The organism is Levilactobacillus suantsaii (assembly GCF_014069315.1).
Taxonomy (GTDB): Bacteria; Bacillota; Bacilli; order Lactobacillales; family Lactobacillaceae; genus Levilactobacillus; species Levilactobacillus suantsaii.
Genome location: NZ_CP059603.1, coordinates 174,642 through 200,183 on the forward strand (window position 1 = coordinate 174,642; position 25,542 = coordinate 200,183).

The 25,542-nt window shown below is 50.9% G+C and carries 15 protein-coding genes and 1 pseudogene; 6 read left to right on the forward strand and 10 right to left on the reverse strand.

The window, feature by feature from the left end; all coding sequences use genetic code 11:
* Positions 1 to 2 precede the first annotated feature (2 nt).
* The 3 genes from H3M12_RS00905 to H3M12_RS00915 form a co-directional block, all read right to left on the reverse strand.
* Positions 3 to 1,223: an NAD(P) transhydrogenase subunit alpha gene (locus H3M12_RS00905; RefSeq protein WP_182150791.1), complete on the reverse strand. Its 1,221-nt coding sequence runs from the start codon at positions 1,221 to 1,223 to the stop codon at positions 3 to 5.
* Positions 1,224 to 1,662: 439 nt separating this feature from the next.
* Complete coding sequence (locus H3M12_RS00910) at positions 1,663 to 3,516, reverse strand: MSCRAMM family protein (protein WP_182150792.1); 1,854 nt, start codon at positions 3,514 to 3,516, stop codon at positions 1,663 to 1,665.
* 45 nt (positions 3,517 to 3,561) lie between these two features.
* Positions 3,562 to 3,708 (reverse strand): hypothetical protein, encoded by a 147-nt coding sequence (locus H3M12_RS00915; RefSeq protein WP_170954965.1) that lies wholly within the window; start codon positions 3,706 to 3,708, stop codon positions 3,562 to 3,564.
* Between the two features lie 637 nt (positions 3,709 to 4,345).
* On the opposite strand from H3M12_RS00915, the gene H3M12_RS00920 reads away from it, so the two are divergent.
* Together H3M12_RS00920 and H3M12_RS00925 are read left to right on the forward strand one after the other, a co-directional pair.
* Positions 4,346 to 5,059, forward strand: coding sequence for a LysM peptidoglycan-binding domain-containing protein (locus tag H3M12_RS00920; protein ID WP_182150793.1), 714 nt, complete (start codon positions 4,346 to 4,348; stop codon positions 5,057 to 5,059).
* A 499-nt stretch (positions 5,060 to 5,558) separates the two neighbouring features.
* Positions 5,559 to 5,957 (forward strand): aggregation-promoting factor C-terminal-like domain-containing protein, encoded by a 399-nt coding sequence (locus H3M12_RS00925; RefSeq protein WP_129032453.1) that lies wholly within the window; start codon positions 5,559 to 5,561, stop codon positions 5,955 to 5,957.
* Positions 5,958 to 6,023: 66 nt separating this feature from the next.
* Here H3M12_RS00925 and H3M12_RS00930 read toward each other — a convergent pair whose 3' ends face one another.
* Positions 6,024 to 7,367, reverse strand: a complete 1,344-nt coding sequence (locus H3M12_RS00930) for an APC family permease (RefSeq protein ID WP_129032452.1) — start codon at positions 7,365 to 7,367, stop codon at positions 6,024 to 6,026.
* 214 nt (positions 7,368 to 7,581) lie between these two features.
* Here H3M12_RS00930 and H3M12_RS00935 point away from each other — a divergent pair, with 214 nt between their 5' ends.
* Positions 7,582 to 8,967, forward strand: a complete 1,386-nt coding sequence (locus tag H3M12_RS00935) for a DHA2 family efflux MFS transporter permease subunit (protein WP_129032451.1) — start codon at positions 7,582 to 7,584, stop codon at positions 8,965 to 8,967.
* Positions 8,968 to 9,032: 65 nt separating this feature from the next.
* Here the strand turns inward: H3M12_RS00935 and H3M12_RS00940 are convergent, their stop codons facing one another.
* The gene (locus tag H3M12_RS00940; protein WP_182150794.1) at positions 9,033 to 11,564 is read right to left on the reverse strand and encodes a glycoside hydrolase family 30 protein; all 2,532 of its coding nucleotides are present in this window, start codon (positions 11,562 to 11,564) and stop codon (positions 9,033 to 9,035) included.
* 137 nt (positions 11,565 to 11,701) lie between these two features.
* On the opposite strand from H3M12_RS00940, the gene H3M12_RS00945 reads away from it, so the two are divergent.
* Positions 11,702 to 12,697 (forward strand): LacI family DNA-binding transcriptional regulator, encoded by a 996-nt coding sequence (locus H3M12_RS00945; RefSeq protein WP_129032449.1) that lies wholly within the window; start codon positions 11,702 to 11,704, stop codon positions 12,695 to 12,697.
* 117 nt (positions 12,698 to 12,814) lie between these two features.
* On the opposite strand, the gene uidA is transcribed toward H3M12_RS00945, so the two are convergent.
* The 4 genes from uidA to add all read right to left on the reverse strand — a co-directional run bounded on the left by uidA (position 12,815) and on the right by add (position 19,214).
* A complete protein-coding gene (gene uidA / locus H3M12_RS00950) occupies positions 12,815 to 14,626 on the reverse strand; it encodes a beta-glucuronidase (RefSeq protein ID WP_182150795.1) in 1,812 nt (603 codons plus the stop codon).
* 13 nt (positions 14,627 to 14,639) lie between these two features.
* A complete protein-coding gene (locus tag H3M12_RS00955; protein ID WP_225423509.1) occupies positions 14,640 to 16,529 on the reverse strand; it encodes a DUF2264 domain-containing protein in 1,890 nt (629 codons plus the stop codon).
* A gap of 78 nt (positions 16,530 to 16,607) precedes the next feature.
* Positions 16,608 to 17,903, reverse strand: coding sequence for an MFS transporter (locus tag H3M12_RS00960; protein WP_404820010.1), 1,296 nt, complete (start codon positions 17,901 to 17,903; stop codon positions 16,608 to 16,610).
* A 294-nt stretch (positions 17,904 to 18,197) separates the two neighbouring features.
* A complete protein-coding gene (add, locus tag H3M12_RS00965) occupies positions 18,198 to 19,214 on the reverse strand; it encodes an adenosine deaminase (RefSeq protein WP_129032446.1) in 1,017 nt (338 codons plus the stop codon).
* Between the two features lie 167 nt (positions 19,215 to 19,381).
* Between add and H3M12_RS00970 the strand changes: the two are divergent.
* Both H3M12_RS00970 and H3M12_RS00975 read left to right on the forward strand, forming a co-directional pair.
* Positions 19,382 to 20,736 (forward strand): annotated as a pseudogene (locus tag H3M12_RS00970) (NCS2 family permease).
* A gap of 17 nt (positions 20,737 to 20,753) precedes the next feature.
* Complete coding sequence (locus tag H3M12_RS00975; RefSeq protein WP_129032444.1) at positions 20,754 to 22,529, forward strand: adenine deaminase C-terminal domain-containing protein; 1,776 nt, start codon at positions 20,754 to 20,756, stop codon at positions 22,527 to 22,529.
* Between the two features lie 119 nt (positions 22,530 to 22,648).
* Here H3M12_RS00975 and H3M12_RS00980 read toward each other — a convergent pair whose 3' ends face one another.
* Complete coding sequence (locus tag H3M12_RS00980) at positions 22,649 to 25,474, reverse strand: MucBP domain-containing protein (protein ID WP_182150796.1); 2,826 nt, start codon at positions 25,472 to 25,474, stop codon at positions 22,649 to 22,651.
* Positions 25,475 to 25,542 lie beyond the last annotated feature (68 nt).

A 25,542-nucleotide genomic window follows, 5' to 3' on the forward strand; every position in this document is an offset into this window, starting at 1 on the left:
GACTAATCAGCTCCTTTAGTCTTGGTTGCTTCCGTGGCATCCGTGGTCGCCGCCGTCTCATCCGCTGCTGGTTCAGCGGGGTGGCGGTCCGGTAACTTCATGGCGGAACGAACCCGACTACTGATGAATTCACCTTGGTAGGTGGCTAATAATTCGCCCACCACTTCATCGTCCACGTCGAAAGTCAACTCGCCATCTTTGGTGATATCGGTGATGACGGCCTGCACGTTCTTGGCGAACATGTCCGACGCCGAAGCGGGTAACTGACTGGCCATGTCACCGGCAGCAATGATCTGTGCGCCGTTCTTGGTGGTCACCGTCTCGCCTTCCTTAGACCCGGCGACGTTGCCCCCTAAGGCACTAGCCGCCAGGTCGATAAAGATAGTCCCGGCCTTGGCCTGGTCTACGGACTCTTGGGTGACCAACAATGGTGGTCGGCGACCCGGAACTTGAGCGGTAGTGATGATGACATCATTTTCCGCGATGAATCCAGCCAGTTCCGCCTGTTGCTTGGCCGTTTCTTCCTTAGTCAATACCCGCGCGTAACCGCCTTCACCGGTGGCTGAAACGGACGTGGTCAAGAACTTAGCCCCCAGGGATTCCACTTCACCCCGAGACGCAGGCCGAATATCATAACCAGAGACCATCGCGCCTAACCGATTGGCGGTCCCGATGGCTTGGAGTCCGGCAACCCCGGTCCCTAAGACCAAGACTTTAGCCGGCTTGGCAGTCCCCGCAGCCGTAATCATCATCGGTAAGTACCGACTGAAGCGATCCGCGGCCAGCAACGCCGCCTTATAGCCAGCGACACTAGATTGCGAACTCAACACATCCATCGTTTGGGCTCGAGAAACCGTCCGCGGGAGGAGTTCGAACGCCAGTGCGTTGATCTTCTTAGCTGCCAGCTTCTTGACGAACTCCAAATCTGTAAGCGGTGCCAAAAGTCCCAATAACGCTTGTCCTGCCTGCATGTGATCCACGACGTCTGCCCCGGGCTGACCAACCGTCGCAATCAGCGACGCCTTTTCAATTGCAGTGTTCCGGTCAACCACCTGGGCCCCAGCATCCGTATACACGGTATCCTGATAGAACGCACGGTCGCCAGCGCCCTTTTCAATGAAGACTTGGTAGTCTTGTTTGACGAGCTTACCGACAACGTCCGGTGACAAAGCGACTCGGTTTTCACCTGGCGCTTCTTTCAAAGCCGAAATGGTAATTGCCATACCACACATCTCCCTTTTAGTAAATTCTTCACAATTCCACTATAAAGCAATTTTTCATGCAAAACAATGGCTAACGGCGAAAATCCCGCCGTCTTGTTGGTTGACTTGCCCCATTCGCCGGCCTTTGGGTGACCCCGAAGTTTTCTGAAAAAGTTCCCGGTAGCTCCCGAGAAAAACGCGTTGCCCCAACTTATTTTCACATGCTGAACAAGCAAAACCACCTCTCTGGACGACAAATCAAACCGCCTATGCACGATTTTTTACTCAGCTGATTTTTATTCACCTGGTGAATGGCTAACATCATTCATCCCCGGGTAAAATCCCTGAACTTTCCCTTCATTTTGAACCCGTTTCTTCTATATAATAGTGTCATTTTATTTCAGACCAAAAAGGCGTTCGGTAGTTGTGCCCGGACGTCAAACAAACTCTCAGCTTCCACTTAAACAAATCGCCGACGCCACCACCAACTAAGTAAGCTCCCCAAGAGTAAGCTCAAGCCTACGCGGCTTAAGTCTCGCTCTGGTTGGTCAGCTGTTTGGGGCAACTTAAGCGCCACGGGCGTGGAACTAGTGGTCGGCGGCGTTGACGACCCATTGACTATTTCATTGCCCATATCATTTCCAATGGGCCCCGTGGCGGAGACACCGTTTGCCGGCAGGCTGGCGCCGATCCCATTCGTCGCCCCTGGCGCTGTTACCGGAGGATTATCTAAATGCCCAGCGGGGGCACCATGACCTGATGGCGTAGGTTGACCTGGCAGACCGCCCATGCCCGGATGCCAACTAAGTCCAGCCTCCCCGGGATGATTGGCTTGTGGTCCCGTGACCACCGGGGTCTGGTCAGTCCCATCACTAATGCCGGGATAACTCGGCATCCCCGTTGCCGGGGGTTGCGGCAACGTTTCAACTTGTGGCGGCGTGCTTTCTGGACTAGTGCCAGGAAGGGGCGGATTGGTTACTAGACCGTTTTCTGGTGGGGTCGCTGGCGCCGGCGTCACGCCAGCACCCCCGTTTACCGGTGGGTTAGCCACGTCTTGTTGCGCGACTTGAATACTACCGGACGCCGTGGCCGGTACGGTGAAGCTCACCGGCGTGGGGTTGCGGTGGTAACCCACCGGTGCTTGGACTTCCGTTAACGTATAATCCCCCGCTGCTAAATCAGTGACCGTTAGCTTCCCAGCGGCATCTGTGGTCAGTCCCGTTTGCAGGACCGCCCCCGTGAGGGCATTCTGCAACTCATAAACGGCTCCGCTCAGGACTTGTCCAGTACTCGTTGTCTTAGTCAAGGCCACGGTCCCCGCCGCGACGGGTGTTTCAGCCGGCGGGGTGGCTGCGGCCTGATCATTTTCATAGAGCTGCTCGATGGCCGTAGCCCCTGCCGTGATCGTAAACGGAATGGCAATTGGCTTCAAGCTATAGCCAGTGGGCGCCTTGGTTTCGACCAGAACGTAATCACCAGCGTGCAACTTTTTGAGACTGATCTGGCCGTTAGCATCCGTGGTCAATCCGGCTTCCACCACGGCCCCATCACTTTGCAAAACTTCAAACTCCGCTCCGGGCAAAGCTACGCCGTCAGTCCCGGTCTTGTTCAAAACCACGCCGCCATAGGTGCCCGTGCCACTACCGTTACCTCCAAACGGGATACTGGCCGTGACGGTCTGACCATTGGCGCTCGCCGTATTGGTCCAGGTCTGACTCCCCGGACTCACCCGCGGCACACTTTGATAGGTCATGTCGACCGCCGTGGTGACCCCACTAAAGGCAAAAGTCAGCGTTTGGCCTTTTTGCGTGACCGTCGGCGTCAAATGTCCCCCGTCGGCCACGAAGCTCCCCGCAGCGTCATACGCACCGGTCGCTGCCGTCACACTTCCCGGCACGTAAGTCTGATTTGGTCCCAAGGCGTCCGTAATCGTGATTCTCCCCAGATTCTCACTGCCCGCATTAAATGCCACGTTCCATAAGAGAGTCGTTGGGTTGCCCGCATCATCTTTATTGGCGATCCAACCGATCTTATTGACAGTCCAATTATTATCCGTCGTTTCGTTGTCCGTGGTCCCCTTGGTGAAGAGCGTCAAGGTCCCCTTGCGGTCCACCGCATCTTCAGCGGCCGCCGTAAAGTTCAAGGTTCCCGTGGTCGCCCCGACCTTAATTGTAAATTGACCGATGATTTGCCCCGTCTGATTCGTTAAGGGCACCGTGGTGTCATCCGCGGCGACCAACCCCGTCGGAAGCGTCACGCTGGTCGTCTGGTTAGCAATCGAAACGTCGTCTGGAAGCGACCAATGATAACTCACTTCGTAATTTTCCCACTTATTAAAGGCCGTGCCATTGGTCACCGGTTATCCCGTCGAGGTCGTGATATTGGCTTCACTGGGTTGGAGTCCTGCCACTGCGACCGCGGCTTGAGCTGATAACGGCCCCGCTAAAAAAGCCCCTAATAAGAGGCCACTGAGTCCTAAAATCACCGCATAAATCCATCTGCGCATCTTGGTCGTCCCCCTCTCATGACGACGTGCCGCCCTCGGACAGGATCACGTGCCCCTATCGTCGGCAACCCTCACGGTCTCGTCATGACATCCTGGACTAACCTGGGACATCTCCCCAACTTGACCACCTTCACTATAGTAGTTTCCAGTTACCCGCCCCTTACCAACGGCTTCCTTTACCCGCTGGTTAGAGTACTGAGGACCCACAACTAATGGCAACCGGTCTTAAAAGTTGCTTTTTTCAGTTGAATTTTGCGAATTTTTTCGGCGTCAAGGGAATTTTGCGGTTATTTTTTCTCTTTTTTGGCGTGATTAGGCGTAAAAATTCGCACGATTTTTATTGCCAACACCCAAATTTCGGTAACAAGTTTAATAATCTTTACAATTTTCAAAAACGCCTGTTTAGCTACTGGCCCATCTGATTAACCGTTTTATTTGTTTTTTAAACGGGAACATTAAGATGACAAATATTACAAAATTGTGTTTTTCTGCAACGTCTTGCCGTCTGTTCTTAATGTCAGTGATACTGTCAGGTAACACTGAGCCGGTAAACTCTGAGTCATTGATTAAGTTAGCCAACACAATTAATCAAGTCATGTCACGCACACGTAGTATTAAAAAAATAGGAGTGTATATTTTGAATAAATTTGTTACAACATTTTTCGCAACAACCGCAGCGGCCGTTGGTTTGTTCTTCGCCGGCTCTGTCAACGCTGATGCTTCCACGACTTACACGGTTAAGTCTGGCGACTCTGTTTGGGCAATCTCCCAAAAGTACAACACGACTATCAACGCCATTGAAACGGCTAACCACATCCAAAACCACTTGATCTTACCAGGTCAACACTTAACGATTACGGATGGCACGTCAACGACTAAGACGCAAACCACTTACACGACGCCTGCTAAGTCAACGCAATCCTCGACTTACAGCAACCAAGCTTCGTCTAACAACAGTAGCCAAGCAAACACGTCCAGCAACTACAGCAGCAACAACAACTACAGCAACCAAGCAAACACGACGTCGACGCAATCCACGTCCAACGCTTCTTCTTCCAACAGTTCCAACAGCTCTAGCTCCAACAGCTCTAGCAGCAACTCAAGCTACACTGGTAGCAACTTGAAGAGCTACGTCTTAAGCCAAATGTCTTCACGGACCGGTGTTTCTGCTTCTACTTGGAACACTATCATCCAACGTGAATCCAACTGGCAACCATCTGTTCGGAACAGTTCTAGTGGTGCTTACGGCTTGTTCCAAAACATGCACATCTCTAGTGGTTCCGTCAGCGAACAAGTTGATGCAGCCGTTAGCCTGTACAACGCACAAGGGATGAGTGCTTGGGCTCTCTAAGCCTAACCTCAACCTTTAACGGATTAGACCATGATGGTCTCTTCTAAATTAAACCGGGTCCGATTTCTCAATTTTGAGAAGTCGGACCCGGTTTTTGTTTGGATTCAGTGAAACTGCTATGGTTTGTGACCAGTTAACCCCCTAGTTTTCTCCAATCCGCCTTCTCCGGTTGGTTACGCCACTGACTTAAGGTTGTGCCACTTATGGGGCCCACAGTCTTCGATTTTATTGGAAACCCCGCGACTTTGTACTATTTCTCACGATTAATTGCCTGGAGACGGTAACCCCCGGTACATTGCGGTTAGGGTAATTCATTAAGCGATTTAATTTTCTTGGAAAGCCTCCTAAACACTGGTTTCACGGCTCGGATGCGCTTTCGTTTGTGATACCAGTTTAACGCCCTGGTAATAACTCCTTAACACAACTGCAACATTCATCGGTTATGCTACGAGTAATTAAGCAACAAATCGGAACGCACATAGATTAGGAGTTATCGAAAATGTCGAAATTCAAACTTAAACTGGCTACATTCTTTTTACTATTTAGTTTTTCCTTTGGGATGGTCTCAGACGTCTCAACTAGTCTGGGAGTCCCCGCTACGGTGACGGCCCAAGCGTCTAAATTATCGGCTAAGCAAAAGAAAAAGATCAAGAAGATCAACGCGTCATTGTCTAAGAAACAAAAGGCCGCTAAGAAGTGGATTGCCTACCGTGAATCCGGCTATAGTTACACCGCTAAGAACGGAAAATGTTACGGTCGGTACCAACTTTTGAAGTCTTACTTGCACGGAAATTATTCTCCGGCTAACCAGGAAAAGACGGCTAACAAGTACGTGTCTGGCCGTTATGGCACCTGGACCAAGGCGAAGAAGTTCTGGCAACATCACCACTGGTACTAAAAACCTAATCTAATTGAGCGCAAAAAAAGGCGGTGTCCGCAATGGGCACCGCCTTTTTGATTGTCTCTAAATCACATCGGTATCGTCGCTATCGCCATACTTGTGGCGTAAGTAATAGTACAGCGGAATCCCTAAAGCAATCACCAACATCGAGACCGCTGCCCCGGCAAAGTCGGAGAACAATTCGCTGACGACCACGAAGCCCGTACCTAAAATCGCTAAGATGGGCACCACGGGATAACCCGGCGTGCGGAATCCTTTAGGCTTGCCCCCGTGTCGGCGCCGCAGGATGAACACACCGATAAATGCCGCAATGTAGAAGCTGTACATCACGAAGATACACAGCTCCGATAAGCGGTCCGTATCGATGGTCAGAATCATCGCCGCCGTCAGGACCAATAACGTCACGATAGCTACGACTGGCGTGTGCGTTTTCGGACTCAATCGACTGAGGTGCTTGGCAAACGGCAATTGGTGCTTAGCCGCCATCGCGTAGTAGATCCGCGGAAAAGTCATGATTTTTCCATTAAGTGCCCCAATGATGGATATCATAATGCCAATATTAATCAGCCGACCGCCCCAGACCCCAAAGGCACTGGTGGCAAAGTATGCCGTGGCGTTTTCACCCAGCTCGTTGATGCGCGTGGCACTCATTGAGCGGAAGATGCCGTAGGTGACGCCCAGATACAGGACGATAATGATGGCAATGCCTAAAATAATCGCCAACGGCAACAACTTTTCCGGCCGCTTGATCTCACCACCCAAATTGGTGATGAGGATCCAGCCGTCATAAGCGAAAATAGTCCCCAGCACGGCGACCCCAAAGTTACCCATGCTCTGATGAACCGTGGTAATCGTTTCGCCAAAGGCGCTCTCGTGGCCGAAAAACAAGCCGAACAACACGATCACGGCAATCGGCAGGAGTTTGCAAATCGTGGTCACAATCGCAAACGCCGCACCGTAACGATTCTCTAACATGTTGAGGATGGCAATCAACACGATGGTCAGAATTGCAATCGGCGCTTTCCAGACCGAACTGATGCCGAAAAAGTTGACCATGAGTAGCCCTAAGTACCCGGCAATCGAGCCGACAATTGATGGCGCATAGACAATAACTTGCATCCAACCAGACATGAAGCCCCAAAACTCACCGTAGATGTGGGCCATGTATTGGTACAGCCCCCCGGTATGGGGAATCTGAGCCCCGATTTCAGACAGCGTCAGCCCGTCAGCGAGCGTGATCAGCCCGCCTAAGAGCCACGCCAGTAACGCTAAATTTGTGGAACCCGTCATCTGCAGGACCGAAGCCTGCTTGAAAAATATCCCGGAGCCGATGACGGTCCCAATCACGAGCGCCAGAGCCGACCACAGCCCCAGCGATCGGTTCAACCCAACCGTTGTCTCTTTCAAATTTCTCCATCTCTTTCTTCTCTCATACCCACAAGACCGCTTTTTAGTCAGCCAAAAATTTACTGGGTTAGGTTACAGTATACTGAACTTGTCCGACCGACGCAATTAGAAGTCCCCCGCGAGAAATTCACTGCTCCACTTGACGGAAAAACCTCTATAATGGAACCTTGTAATGATTTTTGCCGAACAATAATTTTGAAAGGATAATTTTTTAATGACGAATAAAAGGATCTCCCGATCATTAATTGTCATGGTCTTTGGAACCTTCTTTGGGATTCTGTGTTCCACTTTGATTAACACGGGACTGCCCCAGTTAATGACCGCGTTTCACGTCGGGGAAGCCCGGGTGCAATGGGTGACCAACGGTTATATGCTGGTCAACGCTTTGATGATTCCGGTGAGTGCCTACCTGATCAAACGCTTCATGTTTCGAAACCTCTACATATTGGCGACCACCATCTTCTTGCTGGGTACCTTGCTCGGCGCACTCTGCCACCAGTTCATCCTGGTCATCTTCGCCCGGATGATTCAAGCTATGGGCGCCGGGATGATGATGCCCTTAGTCAACGTGCTGGCGATTCGTTACGCTAAGCCCGAAAAGAAGGGCGCCATCATGGGGATTATTGGACTAGCCTTCAATTTCTCCCCCATTATCGGGCCCACCGTGTCCGGAGTCATTCTGGACTACTTGTCCTGGCGATACCTGTTCATCATCATTCTACCGTTCATCGTGGCGACCTTGATTGCTTCAATCATCATTCTGCCCAAGATTCCCCATAATGAAGCCCCGCAGTTTGACTTACGCGGGTTGATTATCATCAGTCTGGGGCTCTGGGCGGTCCTGATGGGCTTGTCTAACATCTCTACGGCCAACTTTCTGTCCTGGCAGGTTGGCGGTCTGGTCGTGGTCGGCGCTATCTTTACGGGTATTTTTTACCTCACCCAACGACACAGTACTGATCCTCTGATCAACCTGCACGTCTTTAACCACCAGCAGTTCGTGGTGGCCACAGTGGTCAACATGCTGATTGTCGCCACCATGTATGGTAATACCATTCTGTTACCGTTATTGATCCAAACGATTCAACACCGTAGCGCCCTGGTCTCCGGGCTGGTCATCCTGCCTGGCGCCTTGTTGACTGGAACCCTGTCCCGACTGAGTGGCCGGCTTTATGACCGCATCTCGGTCCGGAAATTGGTCTTTACTGGCCTGTGTATCGACTGTGTCGGCACGCTGATGCAAGCCTTCGTCGGTACCGAAAGTTCGGCCTGGGTCCTGGCCGTCTTCCAGGCGGTCCGCCAGTTGGGGTTAGTCACCATGCTGATCCCCATTCAGACCCACGCATTGGGCCTGTTGCCCTATGATATGGTGCCCGATGGTGTGGCAACGTTCAACACGATTCGCCAGGTTGCAGCCTCCTTTGGGACGGCGATTATCATCGCGGTGGTCGCCGTGGTCAACGACCGCACGCCTGGTGACGGCCGTTACGGCATCGAGGCCGGTTTCTTGGTCTGCCTACTGTTGTTGATCGCTTCCCTCGTTGTCGCGCGGCAACTCCGCCGGCAACCCGATTTGGCCCGGACGGTTAAGGCGTCTTAAAATCCTGAAACGACTCACGACAAAAGTTTCTTTGCCGTGAGTCGTTTTTTGATTGCACTATTTAATTAACGATAGCAGCCAACGGCGTCTAATGTATAGTGGCCTGCCGTCACCGTAACCACCACGTGATGAGTAGTGGGTGTCAGTCCAAACAACGTGATATTTTCACTTTTATCCGTTGCAGTCTGGGGAATAACATCGGGCCTAAGCACCTGGCCGTCAACTTCCAGACTAAGGTGACTAAGCGTTTCTTGGCGACCATACAAGGCAAATCCCGTACCAGTAAAATCAAAGCTGACCTGCGTTGTCGTGCCAGCCGAGCCAGTCGAAAGTGTCCGGTTCCAAATGGTATTGCCTAACCCGCAACGATGGGTCCAATTGCCCCGGTAATTGATCTGGGTATCTAGATCATCCAGCCGTTGATACTGAACGCCGCCAACTAAATTAGTTCGCCGTACACTGATTTGGCTGATGATGGTGTGATAATAGCCGCTCCCCAGTTTGACCCGTCCGCTATAATGTGGGTTATCCGTGACGACTGTTGTTAAGATCACCTGATGGTCAACCTGAGCTGTTAACTGATTACCAATCACCCCAAAACTGACCACATGGGCCGTGGTCGCGTCAAATTCGGGTACGTTACCTAACTCCACAACCTGATCTTCTATGATGAGCCGACAACTGCCATCAACTGACAGTTTAAAGACATACGGCGCACTTTCCAACCGCCCCTTAACATCGGTAAGCTGGTAAAGACCGATACCAAAGTAATTGCCATCCGGTGAATTTTGCTGTAACTGTGTGTCAAAAGCCATCGTGACTACGACCATGTAGTCGTGCCACCGGTCATCCCCCAGCGTTAGATTCGGCGCGTACGACTGTTCCCAGTCTAACGCTCGCTCCTGTTCACTAATCTTTTGTCGCAAAACGCCGTGTCCAGCTTGTACTTGAACTTCGAAGGCACCACCCTGGTCCGTGGTGTACCGTGGCGTTCCTCCCCGTTCTGTCTGGTAACGTTGCGCATAGGCAAAATCATCCTGGTAAAAGTTCTCGTGATTAGCCATCAACACTTCATTAGGTTGGGTAGCCATTTGCCGCGTGTATTGTACGGTAGAATCCGTTGCTAAATCGAGCGTTGTCGCCGTTAAAATTGCGTGAGGCGCTATCGTTATGGTGACTTGACCGTCCTGAATAGTCAAGCGCCCCAGACAGGCTTTTAAGTTGGTATCGTAAGCTTCGGCAGGACTAGTTGGTCCACTGGATTGCCACACCCCCAAGCTTTGCGGCGCACCCGGTAAATGTTTAACGGTAACTTGATACTGGCGGGAAACTGAACTGTCATTGACCATAATAATTGAATAATCTTTTTTACTCGGTGCCATCAGAGTTAGATAACTTGGGGCTTCCGTGTGCGTGTCCAAGTTTTCCGTACCACCAACGCCACTACCACAAGCACTGGTCAGATAACGCCAAGCCTGGTCACTCGCCCAACCGGCATGAGCAAAGTCCGTGAAATGACGCAGAATCTGAAGTCCCACATTATCCACCTCGTAGTACCCGGACCACGGATGATTCGCCGTAATCAATTCTTTATGGCTGTAATTGACGCCAGGATAATACGCTGAAACGGCCGGTTGAAAGATATACAGGCTCCGTCGTGAGTTGACGTAGCTCTTAATTAACCGGTTCGCCACATCCAACCCACTTTGCTTGCCGCCAATACCGTCACCAGACGTAGCTCGAACTCGATATTGGCCAAAGGTCATCGGCGCAATTCCTTCGCTGTACCACACTTCACGGTGCTTATGATCTGCCAATTGGGTGTACGGATGCTGGGGGCCATCATCTGTATTGTAGTGATAACCCACGGCCGCGACCCGCTCTAAGAGGTCAGCATCCGCCAACATAGCATCCCCAAAATCCGTTTCGTAATTTTGGTCCGCCGCAATGATTTTGAGACGTTGATAGCGGGTTACCGGAAAATCCTGGGGAAAATCCTGGTCGCCTTGCACGCGGTCACTAAACCATTTAATCCACCGGTACATCGGATGTTTGGTCTCGTTACGGTCGGGGTCAATATAATCAAAGAGGTATCCGAACTGTTGGTAGGCTGCTACGACAGTTTGTTTATAAAGTTGATACATCGGTTCATAGGCCGTTACGGGTACCTTTTGGTCCGGGTCGGCGCTCTTAACTGCTTGCCACAAGGGACGCAAGTAACCTGGTTCTCCCCACCGTAACAAACAGGTCTTCAACTTAGGATTTATCTTCTTGGCATCCGCAATTAACTGATAACCGGCACCACGCAACACGTTGGCTGGTTCCGTGGCCGAACGTTTCGTTGCGGGTTCTGTACCTGACGAGGTATTGGCATCGTCACCCAATTCAACCTTGATCATCGTAATTAGTGGGTGCGGACCCCCAAATAAGATTTGGAGGATTTGTTGGTAACTCTCAGGATGCTCCCACTTGTAATCCAGCAACAACCGCGACGAATTGTTACAACTCAGGTAGCCAAATCCTTTAAACGTATTGGCGTCCTGAGCCGCCGTATCCAACAGCTGCCCATCGATAGTAATTTCTGTTGTCTTGACCATTTGAGTTTCACTCCCATAGTAAATCTTATGACTATTACGGACAATTTTACTAAAACTTTTGCAAATATACGCTATAATGATGACAAGGCGTCCTGTAAATGAACGCTAATTCATTTTTAGATTGGGGGAGGCGTTGTATGACAACCATTAAAGACGTGGCCCAACACGCCGGCGTTTCTGCGTCTACCGTGTCACGAATTCTGAACTATGACCAAACGTTAGCCGTCAGTGAACCAACCCGGCGAAAAGTCCTCGAGGTCGCTGAGAAGCTTCAATACAAGAAACGCACTAAAAAGGTTAAACAATCCGGGGACAAGGTCGCCATCATTCAATGGCACTCCGATAAAGAAGAGCTCAACGACCTCTACTACTACCAGATTCAGTACGGTATCGAAACAAAAGCCCAAACTAGTGGCGTTTCTATCGATACGATTTCCTTTAACAACCTGCAAAACATTGACCTAAGTGGTTACACCGGAATCATCGCCGTAGGTAAATACGACGCCTCCGAGATTGACCAGTTAGCCGCCTTAAAACGACCATTGGTATTCATCGGTCAAAATTATCTGCTGTACGGCTTCGATAGCGTACAAAGCGACTTCTTAACGCCTATCAACTGGATGATCACACATTTTCTGGAATTAGGAATTCAAGATATTGGATTGCTGGCTGGTCAGGAAAAAACCCAGACCGAACACCAAGCCATTTACGATCCCCGGGCAACGACTTACCGTACCCGAATGACTCACGAAGGGCTCTTCAATCCCGACTTTCTTTACGCCGGCACGTATGGTCCCGACTCTGGTCACTCGCTCATGTTGCAAGCTATCGACCAATTACAAGACCAGCTTCCCCACGCTTTTATCATCGGAAGTGACTCTATGGCCATCGGTGCGCTCAACGCTTTAAAGGAATGTGAGATTACGGTGCCTGACCGGGTCAGCATCGTCAGCTTCAACGATGTCGCGATTGCAAAATACGCTTATCCTGCGTTGACAACTGCTCATGTGCACACCGAAATCATGGGTGAGCGCGCATTTGAATTACTCCGCGAACAACTCAAAAATCCCCATAAGGTTCCGGAATCTGTCGTCATTAGCACCCAGATTATTCATCGAGATAGTAGCCTCTAACACCGAAACTTTCAACAACAGGCCCCGCCTCATCAGCATTTGATGGGACGGGGCCTGTTTAGTCAGTTATGACCAGGACGTATCACAGTCTTCACAAACTCCAACTAAGCCCCAATCCTAATTTTTAAAATCATTATGAATCTGATGCCACCGTTGCCGCAGGTAGAAAGCCGCCGCTTTCGGTTGCCGATCCCGTGTGAACAGGCCCTTCTTGTTGCCGTTGACCCGCATGTTGCCTTCGACCGTTTGGAAATCGGCCAAGTTCCAAGGTTGTTCCCCCCGGATAAAGTCGTAGGAATCAAAGACCCGGTCGAACATTTGTAACAGTTCAATCTGGTACTCTTCACTCCACATAACCGATGGTAATTTGTGTAAACCAGGTTCAGTATCCGCCCCAAATTCGGAGAAGACCACGGGTTTATCAATATCGGAAGCTTGCCACTGGTCCAGTTCAGCGCGCAGGCCTGCTTCACCGTCCGAAATCTCATAACCCCACTTATGGTACCAGCCTGGGTACCGGTTCAGTAAGTAGAAGTCAGGGAACTGCTTGCAATACGACGTCTCAAACGTATCATCTTCGTTCAACGTGAAGGTCCGCGGCCGCTGGTCGGGATCCAAATCTTTAGTATCATGGAACAACTTTTCAAAGTACGGCACTGCCGACTTTGACGACGTATCAGGTTCATTCAACAGACTCCATGCCAAGACACTAGGATGGTTCTTATCCCGGTGAATCATATCGGTAATTTGATCGAGGTGCTTCTGGTAAAGGGCTGTCGTCCAATCTCCATCGAAGAAGGATTGATCCAAGCCACCCAGGAAGCTAGCTGCGGCCATCTTGAAGCCAACCGCTGGCACTTCATCAATGATCAAGAACCCTTCTCGGTCAGCAAAGCGATAGACCTCTTCATCGTATGGGTAATGCGAGGTCCGGAAAGAATTAGCCCCCATCCACTTCATCAGTTCGAAGTCACGCTTTTCAACGTTCAGGTCAAAGGCCCGTCCAGCATAAATGCTGTCTTCGTGACGGCCAAACCCCTTCAGGTAGACCGGCTTGCCATTAACCAGAATCTGGTGGCCCTCAATCTTAACGGTCCGCAACCCAATTTGATCATGGTACTCATCGACCACTTGATCAGCCGTCGTCAACTGAATATGTAGCGTATAAAGATACGCCGCCCGCACGTTCCACAGATGGGGCTGGTCAACCACTAAGTCACCTTGGCGACCATGTCCCGTGGCCACAACGGTCCCGTCGACGTCTTGCAATGTCACGGTGACTTGAGCCGTGGCTTGGCTGGTGGTAACTCGATAAGCCACGTGAGCCGTTTGTCCAACTAAACTGGTCGTTACGGTGTAGTCCGTGACCCGGTCTTGCGGCAACGCCAGTAGGTGCACACTACGGTTCAACCCCGAATAATTGTAAAAATCAAAGAAGGGTTTCGCCATCTTTTTACCGTTTTTCAATACCGTCGTATCCCCGGCCGGTAAAGCATCCCGATGCAGTTCGTTGTTCAGTTTAACGACCACTAGGTTCTCCTGGTCAAACTTAACTTCCGCTGTGATATCCGCCGTAAACGGGAGAAACCCACCTTCGTGCCGGCGAATTTCCTGACCATTAACGTACACGACTGCCCGGTGCGTGGCGGCACCGAACCGTAATGCAATGGTCCGGCCCTTCAACGTACTCGGGACAAAGACGCGCTTGGCATACCAGAAGTCTCCGGTATACTCGCGAGATGCTTTATCTGTAAAGAAATCGTTGAAGCTAGCGGGCACCGGCATTTGAATTGCCGCTGATAACCCGTTTTCGGGCCACCCTTGGGCATCCCCTTGAGCCGCCTCATCAAATTGAAAATCCCATAAACCATCCAGTTTTTGATCAAACCGGTATTGATTCATGACGGGATATAAAAGTTCTTTTTCCATACGTCACGACCTCCTAAAATTCTGCTAACGTGACCGTCTTAGTCTTTCCTGCGGCCGTAATCTTAATTTGATTGCCGACTAATGCCACCGTTGGAATCTGAATGTGACCCTGTGCATCCAAGCTTTCGAGCTCCCGGTCACCTAAGTACAAGGATACCAGCGTGTAGTCTCCAGGTTCCAAGATCCCTGTTTGTAACGGAATCTTCGTTTTCGGGAAGTAGATGCTAGTGTTAGGTTCCGGTTCGGACAATTCGACCTTCAAATCATCTGATAAGCCGACCAAACCGGTAATCCCGACCCGCGTCTGGTAGAAGACCGCGTTCTTGGCTTGAACCGGTACAACTTGTTCGTCAGGTGATCCGCTATCCGGTGCCGAGAAGCTCCCTTCAGCAACGTGTAATTTCCGCGACGTCTTGATTTGGTGAACCCGAACGTACCATGGCATATCCGGAATAATGTAATTTTTAATCTCCACGTCCGACCATGGTTGCCAATCCGAGTAAACGTAGTCGTCATGAATCTGATAGTCCTGATACTTGAAAGCCGTCCGCCAGAAATTCTCCGATTCGGAAATACCTAATGTATTGTCAAAGGCACATTGTTTGAGCAAAACTGATTCCTTAGGGGTGCTGAAGCCAAAAGTTGAGGAATAAACGTACTTTTCGTATTTTGCGGCGCCTTCAGCGTGTTCGTGAGAGTGTTGCCCCGCGGTAAAGGCCTGAACTTCTAAGCCGTGTTTACTGTGGGCAACTAGCATCCGTGGTTCGGGTTGCTTCTTCAACGGCACAAACTTGAAGTCTTCACTTTCCTTGACGGTCCAGAATGGATCATCATCAGGGAGTGCGTAGAAGATGAAAGTCTTTAAGGCCCAGTAAGCAGAAGCTGGTCCGTTATAGCCTTCGGCAAAGACCATATTCGGGTAAGCATACCCAATTGGCAGTAAGCCATCCGTTGTAAAGATGTTCTGTTGGAACCACCAACGCAGATTATTAAGTAATAGGTGCTTGACGTCACCCAATGTATAACCTTCAGGTAAGTCAATGTGAGCATACGCCGCTACGGCCCAAAAAGCCGCTTGGGCAAACCGATAATCTAGGCTCCGTCCATACGGTAACGCCGCCCCGTCTGCCGCAAACCAGTTAGCATAACTTGGTACGAACGCCTTGGCTCGTTGCCGCAGAAGCGTGGCTTCATCGCCTTGCCAGTCGGTCAATCCTACGGTCAGCAGGGTAAAGAACTGGTACGCGAACGGAATGTAATTGTCAATTTGGTTCTTGTAACCATCGTACGACCAACCATGGTCTAAGTAGTGAGTGTTGGTAATGGCATAATCGTCAGCCACCAATTGCGAATGATCCGCGTAACCCGTGTCCGTGATGAACTTATTGACCATTGCCCGGAAGAAAAGCCAGTTAGTCTTCGGCACAACTCTACCATTGACCTGATCCATCCAATCGATGATTTGCTTTTGCTGAGTCACAGACAGGCTGTCCCAGAAGTTCGGCTTAGTCTCGTACAAGAATGCCGTCAGGGCACCCATTTCAACGAAGAGTTGGTCGTAATCGCCCAGGTCGCCTCCCCAGTAGCTATCTGAATCGGGAGCAACTCCGGCTAAGATACCCTGAGTAACGAGTTCAAACCAATCGGGGTATTCTTGAATGTTCTCGGCGTTGCTAAAGAACGGACCAAGGCCCCACAACAACCGCATGAAGCCTTCGATTTCGGTCTTTTCTTGTAAGTAGACCGCCCCACTGTCACTCATCCGGAAATGACCCTTTTGTTTTTGTTGGGCTAAGACTGCCATAGCCGGCCGTAAAATATCGAGTAACGCTGATTTCACATCAGTTTTACTCCGGAGTGGGTTCGCTTTTATTTGTTCATTGAACAGTTTCTGTTTCAACATAGATTCCTCCTAGTCCTCGTGACCAAAAAGCCCCGCGTGCCATCATCATTTTTGAGTTGGCTAACGGGGACTTGGAAATTATCGAATACGCTTAATCATCGCGATGGCAATCCCACCAACGACTTCCATAGCAATCGCAAAGATGAAGATTGCACCATAACCAAAGGATGCAACGATAGCGGACGCTACCATGGCCCCTAACATCTGGCCTAAAGTATTGGCTAAATTAATCAGTCCTAAGTCTTTCCCGGCAGTGTCTGAAGAAGGTAAAACATCCATGTTCAAGGCACCATCGACGGAGTTATACAGCCCATTCCCAAATGCAGCGATAACGGCGTAAACAAACATCGCCCATGGCTTTTGAACGAATAATGGGAACAACGCAGCAAAGCCTAAAGCAAACGTCGCAATTACAACTGGTGCCTTAACCCGCTTTAACTTATCGGCTAACGGTCCTCCAATCAGGGCGAAAATGACCCCGATAATTAACATAATGGTTGAGAAAATCGAAATAGATTTCCCGGCGGCAGCGGTGCCTTGACCGATATAATCCGTAAATAGGAACAACAGGAACGTGGTAACAATGGTTGACCCCACAACCATGAAGAATTTCCCGGTCAACGCTAAGTAAAAGTCGCGGGAATCGTGGGTTGGGAAGAAGAAGTATTTCTTCAAAGTATCCTTATTGAATGGAACCTTCGGGTCATCCAGGTTACCTTTTTCTTGGATCAGCAATTCATGGATAACGGCTAACACCACCGTGCAACCAGCCATGAAGTAAATCCCCATTTTAACGTTCCCCAAAAATTGAGCCGCTAACAAGGCAAATCCTTGTTGAGCAATGGTGAACCCGACTCCATAAAATGTTGAAACAGTCCCCCGCCACTTAGGCGCGACCCGGTCAGAGATTTGCGGATAAATTGCCGCCGCGATGGCGTTTTCGGCTGCCGCCGCGATAATCCAAATAAAAATGATAGCCATAATCGACTTGACGTTGGCGATCACAATCAATGAAAGGGCGATCGCAACGGTCCCCAGAACAATGTATGGCTTCCGCTTCCCAAAACGTGTCCGGGTAACATCAGAGAACGCCCCAAACAACAGGTTTGCGACCGCACCGGTAATTGACGCAACCGTGGCTAAGATTCCGACCGCCCAAACTTTATGAACGGGATCCAATTGTGAGAACAATTGGGGAATCAAAACGCTTCGCGTGGACCCAATCGGCCCATACCAGCATAGTGGGGCTAAAAACATGGCCGAAGAAACCATCCAAGGAAGCTTGGGCTGTTCTTCGTCTTTGACTTTAGCGTTCGTCACTAGACCAACACTAGAGTTCACTGCCTGATTGCCTTTATCTTCTTTCGACATCATGGCTCACTCCTAAGTATATAGATTTGTAAGAGGGTTCATATGTAAATGACTAATGCATTTCCGCGTCCAACCTCAAGCTGAGGAGAACTTTAACTAAATAATGGCTATTATGAAACCGCTTACAGTTGTATTATAGCTCGTGCCAGCCAAAAGTTAAAGAGCTATTTTAGTAAAATAAAATTGGTTTCTCAAATATTTACTAAAACAATTACTCATCCGTTAGCCATTGATTATAGATAAAAACGACCAATAGTCATACATGCAGACCACTGGTCGTTACCTATCTGTCTAAGTTTAATTTTGAGCCGCGTAGTCCGCCAGTTCCTGTAAGTAAACCGCTTTTTGCTGGTCACTGATCCAGGAGGTTTCAAATGAATTACGGGCCAATTGAACCACCTGGTCCTTAGTCAAGTTGAACTGGTCGGCAAGCGCGTAGTAGTTATCGCCGATGTAGCCACCAAAATATGCCGGGTCGTCCGAGTGGATAGAGACTTTCACGTGCTGGGCCAATAACTCGAGGACTTCCTTCCCCTTCATTTCCGGAGACACAAAACCATTAGAAAGTGGGCAGGACGTCAGCCCAATGCCCTTCTTGGCCACCAGCGCCACCAAATCCGGGTCCTCGACAATGTTGGTGCCATGGTCTAAGCGCTCCACGTCAAGTTGTTCTAAGGCTTGCCGGATATGTTCGATGGAATCCTTCTGATCGATGTCACAATGGGCGGTCAGGTGCAACCCCGCGGCGGCCGCGTCCTCGTACTGGCGGGCAAACTTCATTGGTGGGTTATTGTGCTCGTCGGAATCCAAGCCGATACCAATAAATTTATCCTTGTATGGCAAGGCTTCCGCTAATGTTTGCCGCGCCGATTCCTTGGAAAAATCCCGCAGAAAACACAAAATTAACTGGGCATCTACGTTGAGTGCCCGAGCATCGACCGTAGCCCGGTATAACCCGTTGATCACGGTTTCAAAGGCGATGCCCCGGCTGGTATGGGCCTGGGGATCGAAGAAGATTTCCACGTGGCGCACGTGATTGGCCGCGGCCCGTTTCAAATAATCCCAAGCTAAATCATAAAAGTCTTGTTCGTGTTGCAACACGGCCATCGCTGGGTAATACACCGCTAAAAACGACGCCAAATCATTGTATTGGTAGGACTTCTGCACCTCTTCAATGGTGGTCTGCCCCAAATCAACGTGGTTGCGCTGCGCTAACTTCAATTTCAATGCCGGCTCTAGCGTTCCTTCGATATGCAGATGGAGCTCTGCTTTGGGCAATCCCTGAGTAAACGCTGGTGTAATTTCTGTAGACATATGTTAATACCCCCTACAAATTTTATCATCCGGCTTTTTCGCCGTTTATTTGAGCTTAGCAGATAATATTTCATTGTCAATGGATAAAACACGAACTATAGGCTTGCGCATTTAAATAATATATGCCACAATAAAACTTATCTTGAGAGAGAAGGGAGTTTCACACCGTGTTAAAAGTTAGTCGTAACACTGCTACTACCAATTTTTTGGAACAAACTTTCCACCTATCGGAACAACACACCACAGTTCGCCAAGAAGTTTTGGCCGGCCTGACCACGTTTGTTTCGATGGCTTACATTCTCTTCGTTAACCCCAGTATTCTTGGGGCCGCTGGTATGGACAAGGGGGCCGTCTTCACGGTCACCGCATTATCCGCCATCCTGGGCTGTTTCTTGATGGCCTTTCTCGCCAACTACCCCATCGCCGTCGCACCAGGTCTCGGGGACAACGCCTTCTTTACATATTCCGTGGTCCTGGGAATGGGCATCCCTTGGGAAAAGGCCATGGCCGGCGTTTTCGTCGCCGCAGTTCTCTTCAAGCTATTATCTTTCTTTAAAGTTCGTGAGCTAGTCATCGACGCCATCCCGAGCGATTTAAAACTCGCCATGGCCGCCGGCATCGGGATCTTCATCGCCTTCGTCGGCTTACAAGGTGGGGGCCTCATCGTCGCCAGCAAGACGTCACTCGTGGAAATCGGTTCCTTCACAGTACCCACGACTTGGTTGACCATTTTCGGGTTGTTCGTGATTGCCATCTTGATGGCAATGCGCGTTCCTGGCGCCATCTTCATCGGCCTGGTTGCTTCCACCGTCTTAGGGCTGGGCTAGTAACTGGTCTCATCAAAGCGCCTAGCAGCTTGATTTCTATGGCACCAAGCATGGGCCCGACCTTTGGCGTGAGCCTGAAGCACCTACCATCCGTTTTGGATCCGCAGATGTGGGCGGTAGTCATCATCTTCCTGCTGGTGGCCTTCTTCGATACGGCCGGCACCTTGATTGGTTTAGCCCAACAAGCCGGCATCATGAAAAACAACAAAATGCCCCGCATCGGTCGCGCCTTGATGTCTGACTCCATTTCCATGTTGGCCGGGTCCGTCATGGGGACCACCCCAACCGCCGCTTACGTGGAATCTTCCGCGGGGATCGCAGTCGGTGGTCGGACCGGGTTGACCGCACTGGTTACCGGCGTCCTGTTCATCCTGAGTTTACTGTTCTCGCCATTGCTCACGGTCGTGACCACGCAAGTCACTGCACCGGCCTTGATCATCGTCGGGGTTCTGATGGCTTCGGCACTAAGAAATATCCAATGGGACAAATTCGAAATCGCCGTGCCTGCCTTTCTGACGGTCGTCGGCATGCCGTTGACCTACAACATCTCGTACGGGATTGCTTTTGGGTTCTTGACCTACCCGATTCTGATGACGGCCGCGGGTCGGCGCCGCGAAGTCAACGGTGTGATGTGGAGCCTCATGGTCGTCTTCATCATCCTGCTTTACATTTTGAACATTCTGCCGAAATCTTAGGAGGTTAGTTAAACTCTATGACCGAATTCACGCAATACCTCGATGCCGGGGCCGCCAAATTACCCGCGGACCTGGTCATCGAACACGGCACCCTCACCAACGTCGATACTGGTGAATTTTATCCGGCCGACGTCGCCATTTATCATCAAAAAATCGTGGCGGTCGACCACGACGTCAGCGCCTATGTTGGTCCGCAAACGCAACACTTGGACGCAACTGGTAAATACTTGGTCCCCGGACTGATCGACGGCCACATCCACGTTGAATGTAGCAAGCTGTCCATGACCCGATTTGCGGAACTGGCGGTACCCCACGGCACCACCAGTATCGTGTCCGGTCTCGACGAGTACATCTCCGTCGTGGGCGTCGACGGATTAAGCGAAATTTTTGCCGAAATTGAAAAGTTACCGCTCAAGGTCTTCTGGGGGTTGCCGTACAAGACGCCCTACACGATTCCGGAGTCGACCATCGCCTATAATGTCACGGCCGCCGACCACGAAAAGTACCTGCCACAAGCCAACTGTTACGGCGTGTGGGAGACCGTCCGTGAAGCCGTTGCAATGCAAGATCCCGACACGTTGAAGGCCTTGGAACTGGCCAAACGGTACCACAAACCCATCTTCGGCTGCTCCCCGATGGCTCGGGGCATCGACTTGAACGCCTTCTTGCTGAGTGGCGTCCACATCGACCACGAAAGCTACAGTCACGAGGAATTCTTGGAAAAAGCACGCAAAGGCCTACGGGTGGTGATTCGTGAGTCCTCTGTCACCAAATTCTTAAAGGAAAACATCCGGGCCGTGACCGAGGGGCCGTCCGGTGTTGCCCGCCACGTCAGTTTCTGTACCGATGACGTTAATGCTCGCGACGTGCTGGCGTACGGCCACCTCGATCACATGGTCCGCTTGGCGATTCAAGCCGGTGTCGCCCCCATGACTGCCATTCAGATGGCAAGTTTAAACGGCGCGGAAGCTTACCATGTCGATGACGCGGTCGGCTCCATCGCTCCCGGTAAGGACGCCGACGTCTTACTGGTCGATAACCCCGGTAGTTTTCACGTCGAGACCGTCATCAGTAAAGGTCACCTGGTCACCAAAGCCGGCCAACCGGTGATGACCTTTACGCCGCCAAAACGGTCGACCACGTTAAAGGGCCAGCTCAACCACGCGCCTTTAGATGCGGCGGACTTCGCCTACCCGGTAACTGTGACTACCGGTACGGCCACGGTCCGCACGATTCACAGCGTCGGTCCTTTCGTCCGTAAAGCGTTAGACGTTGAGTTGCCAATCCAGGGTGGCCACGTGCATCCCGACTCCGACCAAGATGTGGCGGCCGTTTCGGTCATCGACCGGTACGGTAAGACCGACCATCACGCCCGGGGTTTCATTTCTGGGTGGTCGCTCAAACGGGGGGCCATCGCCACCTCGGCGGCTCCGGATGACAATAACCTGGTGGTCGCGGGTGTTGACCCGACCGATATGGCGTTAGCCGCCAACACCCTGATTGCGTGTGGCGGCGGCCAGGTCGTAGTCGCCGACGGTCAGGTGCTCGCCTTACTAGAGCTCCCCATCGCTGGCATCACCACCGACCTCACACCAGACGCGTTAGCCCAAAAGGAAATCGAGCTGAAGACTGCGGCGGAAAGCCTGGGGAGTACCCTGCCAGACCCGTTGTTCTACTTGTCTTTCTTACCGATCACCGCTATCCCGGACCTTGCCATTACCGATGGCGGTAACGTGGACTACACGCATCTCACCTACTTCGACCCCATCTTAGCCGTGACTCCGGCTGATTAGGGCTTTCAAGTGGAGACGACCGATCCTCCTTGCATTGGTTGTCTCGACTAATTCTCGCAACACACAAAAACGGCCGTCCTCCTCATTGGGGACGGCCGTTTTTAAATGACATAATGACATTATTCTTTGAATTTACGTTTGAAACCGACAACACTGCCCAGTAAAGCTAATAACGCGGCGCCCCACCAGCCAGAAATGGTCTGGTCATTCGTTTGTGGTAAGGTCGTGGCAGCTTTCGCAGCTTTGGCCTGGTCCTGCGGTGTCTGGGTTGCTGGCTGTTGCGTTGGCATTGATTTCAAGTTCACTTTATCGGCTGCCGAATTGGTCGTGGTCCCCAACTGAGTTGGCGTGGTGGTGCCACGACGCGTAGTCCCCGTAATCTGGTTGGCACTGCCGCCACGAACGGCTTGGTCCGCCTCGATGCCTGGTTTGCCGGTTGGCTTAGTCTGGTTTGGGCCCGGCTTGGTCTTATCTGGCTTGGTATCCGGTGTTGGCGTTTCTGGCGTGACTTGGTCGCCACCTTCGCCTTCCTCGACATCCTTCGCATAAATGTAGGTCACCGTACTGTCACTGGCGCCGAAGGTCCCGCTATCATTGTCCGGCGTCGTAACTAGCGTGTAACCAGGAATCTCAACCGGTTCAGTGGTGTAAGCATCCCCCTGTTCACCGGTCAAAGTGACGTCCGGCGCCACCGTCGTGCCATCAGCCGTTTGGTGATGAACCGTGACCGTTACGGTCTGGGTCGGCGGCGTTGGTGGGGTCACCGGCGTCGTGTCTTTGGTGTAAACGAAGGCAACTGTTTGGGCATCCTGCGTGTAAGTCCCCGTGGCGTTCGCTGGGGTCTCGGTCAGTGTGTACCCGTCAATGGTCTTCGCCGGAACGGTATAAGCCTCTCCGACTTTCCCGGTCAAAGTCTCCGGTTCAAGTAGCTGATTGCCCTGGTCATCTTGGTAGGTCACCGTAATGGTTCCCACAGCTTCTTTATAAACGAAAGTTACCGTTTGTGGTTGGTCGCTGTAAGTCCCGGTGGCGTTGGCTGGCATTTCCGTTAAGGTGTAGCCGTCGATATCTGGGGCCGTTAAGGTGTAAGGTTCCCCGATTAACCCGTCGCTCAAGACATCAGGGTCTCGTAGAGCCTTGCCCGCCTCATCGACATAGTTGACCGTGATACTTTGCGCGGCATCGGCCGTTACGTATGGTGTCACTAATGACACAACAAGGCTATCACCGTAACCAGACATTGTGAAATTAGCTACCATGGAATACAGATAGTCACCTGGAACCTGCTGGTCATACCCAAAATTAGTAGGCACGCCATACTCTGCAGTATCCTTTGCGTACCATGGTTCCTGATTATACGCAACCTTATAAGTAATTTCAGTCCCATCAGGGCTTAGAGCCATCGCGCCTCCAGTCCAAAATATTTTTACAGTGGATGCGACTTCAGATTGAGTTAACGAAACAACAGGTAAGGCAACAGCCATTGGATATTTAGCGCTCATGGTCATACCTTGCGGTGCTTTTACCGGGTTAACCGTCGTGTACTCTGGATAGTAACCCTGACTGGCATCGACCTTAGGGACGTAAACCGTCTCTAATTCCACAAATTGTTGGCCAATGCTAAGCCCATCCGTATACTGTGCCGGATTCAACGATGAAAAATCCGCAATACTATTCATCCCTAGAACCAAATAAGTGACTTTCTTCAATCCTGCAATAGGAGTAATATCAGAAATTCGGTTGCCACCTAATTGTAGCCAGGTTAAATTAGTCAGGGCACTCAATGGTGAAATATCCGTAATATCTCCTCGCATCATATATGGATTGCTATTCACATTATTTAACAAATCCAATTCCGTTAAATTCGTGGCGTACTGTAACCCTTCCAAGGAGAAGGAAGATTTTCCATCAATATACGTTGTGCCATGCATACTTTGGCTGGACAACTTACCGGTAAGATACAGCATATCTTCCTTCGTAATCTGGTCAACGCTGGTCCAGGTCTTACCGACACCTGCGTTATTAAGTGCATACAAGACCCATTGTTGTAAAGTTTTATTCGGCATCCACTCATCGATACTTTCGTCTGCGGTTGGCACCGCGACTGGTGCATTAACTGTGGCCGCGGCCGCCTTAATGCTGGCTACCGTAGGGGTTGCCGGCTCATCACCGAGTGACATGACCTCAGCGACTGGTTGTCGCAGAGTTGATTCCTGGGTCGTGGCCATCGAATCTTCATCCGTTTTGTCGATGACAGCCTGGTTAGCGCTTTCATTTTCTGGTTGGGACGTTGTAGATTGCGGCGGCGTTGGCTGATCAGTCCCCTGTTGGCTAGCCGTCGTCTGGTCAGTTGCTGGTTGGTCGGTCGTGGTTGTCTGATTGTTCTGTTGATTGGATTCAGTCGAATCAGTTGCCACTTGATCAGGTGTCGTTTGAGTCGTTGCTGGTTGATCGGTAGCGGCTTGACCAGCGGTCTGCTGGTCAGTGGTGGCTTGGTCATTATCTTGCAACGTTGTTTCGGTTTGACCACTTGATTCCTGACTCGTCGTAGTTGATTGGTTATTGGCCTGACCGGTATCAGCTTGATCAGCATTTTGCTGGTCAGTTTTGGGTGTCGTTTGATCACTATTCTGTTGGTTAGTTGTGTCCTGGTCAGTAGCCGGTTGATCAGGTGTTGCCTCTCCTGTTTTATCTTCCTCGGTTGTCTGGTCATCGGCCGTCGTGGCAGTCGTAACCTTATCCTGAGCTGACTTTAACGTGACGGTCTTAGACGCTGTGACGGCTTTAGTCGTCGTTTTCTCTTCCCCGGTTGTCGTTGCATCGGTCGTTGCCGCGTGAGCAGTCTGACTTTCGCCCACATTCAAGCCCAACGTGACCGTGAAGATTCCTGCAAAGACCCATAGTTTACCTTTCTTATACATCTTGTAGTGTTCTTTTGTGGTCATTGGTTTCATCATAATTCTTATGCCCCCCTAGCATCATCCTTAAGTAAACTGTTATCCCCAGTAGTTAA

Excerpts from the sequence above, each read along its gene's own strand:
- H3M12_RS00905 (WP_182150791.1), bottom strand. The coding sequence starts at position 1,223 with ATGGCAATTACCATTTCGGCTTTGAAAGAAGCGCCAGGTGAAAACCGA.
- H3M12_RS00915 (WP_170954965.1), bottom strand. The coding sequence starts at position 3,708 with ATGCGCAGATGGATTTATGCGGTGATTTTAGGACTCAGTGGCCTCTTA.
- H3M12_RS00925 (WP_129032453.1), top strand. The coding sequence starts at position 5,559 with ATGTCGAAATTCAAACTTAAACTGGCTACATTCTTTTTACTATTTAGT.
- H3M12_RS00935 (WP_129032451.1), top strand. The coding sequence starts at position 7,582 with ATGACGAATAAAAGGATCTCCCGATCATTAATTGTCATGGTCTTTGGA.
- H3M12_RS00940 (WP_182150794.1), bottom strand. The coding sequence starts at position 11,564 with ATGGTCAAGACAACAGAAATTACTATCGATGGGCAGCTGTTGGATACG.
- H3M12_RS00945 (WP_129032449.1), top strand. The coding sequence starts at position 11,702 with ATGACAACCATTAAAGACGTGGCCCAACACGCCGGCGTTTCTGCGTCT.
- uidA (WP_182150795.1), bottom strand. The coding sequence starts at position 14,626 with ATGGAAAAAGAACTTTTATATCCCGTCATGAATCAATACCGGTTTGAT.
- H3M12_RS00955 (WP_225423509.1), bottom strand. The coding sequence starts at position 16,529 with ATGTTGAAACAGAAACTGTTCAATGAACAAATAAAAGCGAACCCACTC.
- H3M12_RS00960 (WP_404820010.1), bottom strand. The coding sequence starts at position 17,903 with ATGATGTCGAAAGAAGATAAAGGCAATCAGGCAGTGAACTCTAGTGTT.
- add (WP_129032446.1), bottom strand. The coding sequence starts at position 19,214 with ATGTCTACAGAAATTACACCAGCGTTTACTCAGGGATTGCCCAAAGCA.
- H3M12_RS00975 (WP_129032444.1), top strand. The coding sequence starts at position 20,754 with ATGACCGAATTCACGCAATACCTCGATGCCGGGGCCGCCAAATTACCC.
- H3M12_RS00980 (WP_182150796.1), bottom strand. The coding sequence starts at position 25,474 with ATGACCACAAAAGAACACTACAAGATGTATAAGAAAGGTAAACTATGG.